Here is a 3,145-nt window from a genome sequence, read left to right on the forward strand (position 1 = left end):
GTCCTCGGGCACGCCGAGCGCGGCCAGGAACCCGGCCAGGACGAAACCCGGCTTGGCCGAGTCGGCCCCGCTGCCCCGCAGGTCGGCGTGGAGCTGGCCGTCGGGGTAGTGGGCGCGGGCCCGATGGGCGATGTGGAGGGTGAGGCAGGTCTTGCCGACGCCGCCCATCCCGGCGGCGGCCAGCACGACCGGGGTCCGGCGCACCGGTTCGGTGAGCAGCGCGTGCCAGGCGTCGACCTGCGCGGTCCGGCCGACGAAGTCCGGTGCGTCGTAGGGGAGCTGGGCGGGCACCGGTGCCGCCGCCGCCGGATGCGCGGCGGTTGGGTGCGCGGCGGTCTGGTGCGCGGCGGTCTGGTGCGCCTGCGCCGAGGGCGGCGGATTCGGTCGGTCGGGCCCGCCGTCCTCCCGGTCCGGCCCGCCGTCCTCCCGCTCCGGCGGGTACCCGTCAGCGTCCGCGGCCCCGTCGGCGCCCGGTTCCGGCGGCTCCGCGGGCAGTGCCTGGCCGGACTCGGTCAGCGCGGGGTCGCCGACGAGGATCCGCCGGTGCACCTCGGCCAGTTCCGGGCCGGGCTCGATGCCCTGCTCCTCGACCAACAGGTCACGCACCCGGCTGAACACCGCGAGGGCGTCGGCCTGACGGCCCGCCCCGTAGAGCGCGCGCATCAACAGGCCGTACGGGCGTTCCCGCAGCGGATGCGCGTCGGTCAGCTCGACCAGATCCGGGATGGCCGAGCGGTGGTGGCCGAGTGCCAGGGCCAGCTCGAAGCGCTCTTCGAGCAGGGCCAGCCGCAGCTCCTCCAGCCGGACGCGCTGCCGCTCCGCGAACGGGCCGGGCACCCCGGCCAGCGGCTCCCCCTGCCAGAGGTCCAGGGCCCGTGCCAGGAACTGCCTGGCCTGCGGCGCCCGGCCACCGGCGGAGGCGCGCGCGGCCTCGGCGGCCAGTTCCTCGGCCCGGCGCACGTCCAGGGCCGCGCCGGGCACGGCGAGCCGGTAGCCGTCGCCAGCCAGTTCGAGGACGGTCGGCGGGGCGCCGTCGGGCTCCAGCAGCTTGCGCAGCCGCCAGACGTAGGTGCGGATGGTGCTCACCGCGCGGGTCGGCGGCGCGTCCGCCCAGAGCGCACCGACGATCATCTCCATGGAGACGGGCTGGTTGGCGCGCAGCAGCAGCAGCGACAGCAGCGCCTGCTGCTGCGGCGGCCCCACCCGCAGCTCGACATCCCCCCGGTATGCCCGAACCGCGCCCAGAACCTCGAAACGGAATCCTCCAGCCACCCTGCGTATCCCCTCACAACTGCCAGTAGTGCGAACGTTCATGATCGCTCGTGAACACGGTCTAATACAGCAACGGTCTTTCTTCTGGCTGTTGAGCAGTTTCTGGCGGTGTGTGTCCGCGGCGTCTGCAGTGGCTGATGCGGGCTTGGTGTTGTCGCCTGCGGCGCCAGTGTGACCAGTGCAGGACGTGTTCGACGGGTGCTGGTCGGCGGTGACTGCTGCGTCACCGTCGTCACCAGCAGGCACCACCTGGCGGGGCTGATCGTCACCGACTCCGCCCGGCCCGTTGCCGTCGACGTCCTCGGCCCCCAGGACGCCACCACGCTCCTGACCCAGGTCCTCGGCGCTGACCGGGTGCACGCCGAGCCGGTCGCCACACTGCACCTGGCCGAGCTGTGCGGCGGCCTGCCACTGGCCCTACGCGTTGTGGCCGCCCGCCTCGCTGGGCGGCCCGACTGGTCACTGACCGCGATGGCCGACGAACTCGCCGACGCGACACGGCGGCTTGGCCTGCTGGACTTGGAGGACACCGGCGTCCGCGCCGCCCTGCACCTGACGCTACGCCAGCTCCCCGAGCCCGTCGCCCGCCTGTTCGCCGCCCTCGGGCGCCACCCCGGCAGTCACGCCGACCGGTACACCGCCGCTGCTCTGGCCGGCACCAACCCCGCTAGCGCCGACACCGCCCTGGAACACCTGACGGCCGCACACCTGCTGAACGAGGCGGCGCCCGGCCGGTGGACGATGCACGACCTTGTGCGGCTCTACGCCCGCAGCCTGAACGCCCACCCCGACACCCTCAAGCGCGTCCTCGACCACTACACCGCCACCGCCACCGCCGCCATCGCGGCGGCCGAGCCCGGCTCGGAGGACTGCTTCCCCCTCCCAGCCGACTTCCTCCCGCCGGCCACGGTGCGGGAGTTCGCCGACCGGACCGCCGCCGTAGCCTGGTTCACCGCCGAGCGCGACAACCTCACCCAGGCGGTCGCCATCGCCAACACCGCCCGCCTGCACGAAAGGACCTGGCGCATCGTCATGACCATGTGGCCGCTCATCGTGTGGCGCGTCCGGGACGGCTGGGCCCCGCTCCTTCGGACCGCACTGGTGGCCGCGCGGGCCGCCGCCGACGAGCACGGCGAGGCCCGGGTACTCAACATGCTCGGCTGGGTCCTCACCGAGGAAGACCGCACCCCCGAGGCGCTCGTTCACCTGGAGGCCGCCTCCGCGCTCGCCGCCCGCGCCAGCGACGCGTTCGCCGAGGCCAACGTCCTGATCGTCCTCGCCCAGGCCCGAGCCACCGTCGGCCAGCTGGACCCAGGCCGCGAAGAGCTGCGAACGCGCCGCCGACCTCGCCCGCCGGATCGGCGACCACAGGATCGAACGCCTCGCCACCCAGCACCTCGCCCGCCACCAGGCCGACGCCGGCAACTGGCACCAAGCCCTCACCACCGCCAACCACGCTCTGGACTTCCACTACCGACCCGGCACCACCGACATCCCCACATCCTGCTGCTCACCATCAAGGGCGAAGCACTGCTCGGACTCGGCCAGCGAACCGAGGGCATCACCCAACTCGACCTCGCCGCCCGCGAAGCGGAAGCCGCCGGGTACGACGACGGCGCGGTACGGGCACTCGCCGCCCTCCTACGCGCAGCACTGGACACGGCCGTCCAGCCATACCCTCGGGGACTTCTGGAGCGCAACGCTGAGTTAAGACACGCTAGTTGGAACCAGCGCTCGCCCCGACCAATCACGCCCCGGTACAGCCGCTGTACCGGGCCAAGGCACGGCCTTGCTCAACCCGCCAACTGAAACGCTCAGTCACATCAGGCCTCACCCCGAACAGCCCGTGAGCCCCGGACCGATGCGGTCCGGG

At 73.3% G+C, this 3,145-nt stretch carries 2 protein-coding genes; one reads left to right on the top strand and one right to left on the bottom strand.

Going from position 1 to position 3,145, the window contains the following annotated elements; translation table 11 throughout:
* A partial coding sequence (locus ACFWU6_RS33580) for a BTAD domain-containing putative transcriptional regulator (RefSeq protein WP_383985264.1) occupies positions 1-1,272 on the bottom strand: 1,272 nt, incomplete at its 3' end.
* A 198-nt stretch (positions 1,273-1,470) separates the two neighbouring features.
* On the opposite strand from ACFWU6_RS33580, the gene ACFWU6_RS33585 reads away from it, so the two are divergent.
* The gene (locus tag ACFWU6_RS33585; RefSeq protein ID WP_383985267.1) at positions 1,471-3,081 is read left to right on the top strand and encodes a hypothetical protein; all 1,611 of its coding nucleotides are present in this window, start codon (positions 1,471-1,473) and stop codon (positions 3,079-3,081) included.
* Positions 3,082-3,145 lie beyond the last annotated feature (64 nt).

The organism is Streptomyces sp. NPDC058674 (genome assembly GCF_042716505.1).
GTDB lineage: Bacteria > Actinomycetota > Actinomycetes > Streptomycetales > Streptomycetaceae > Streptomyces.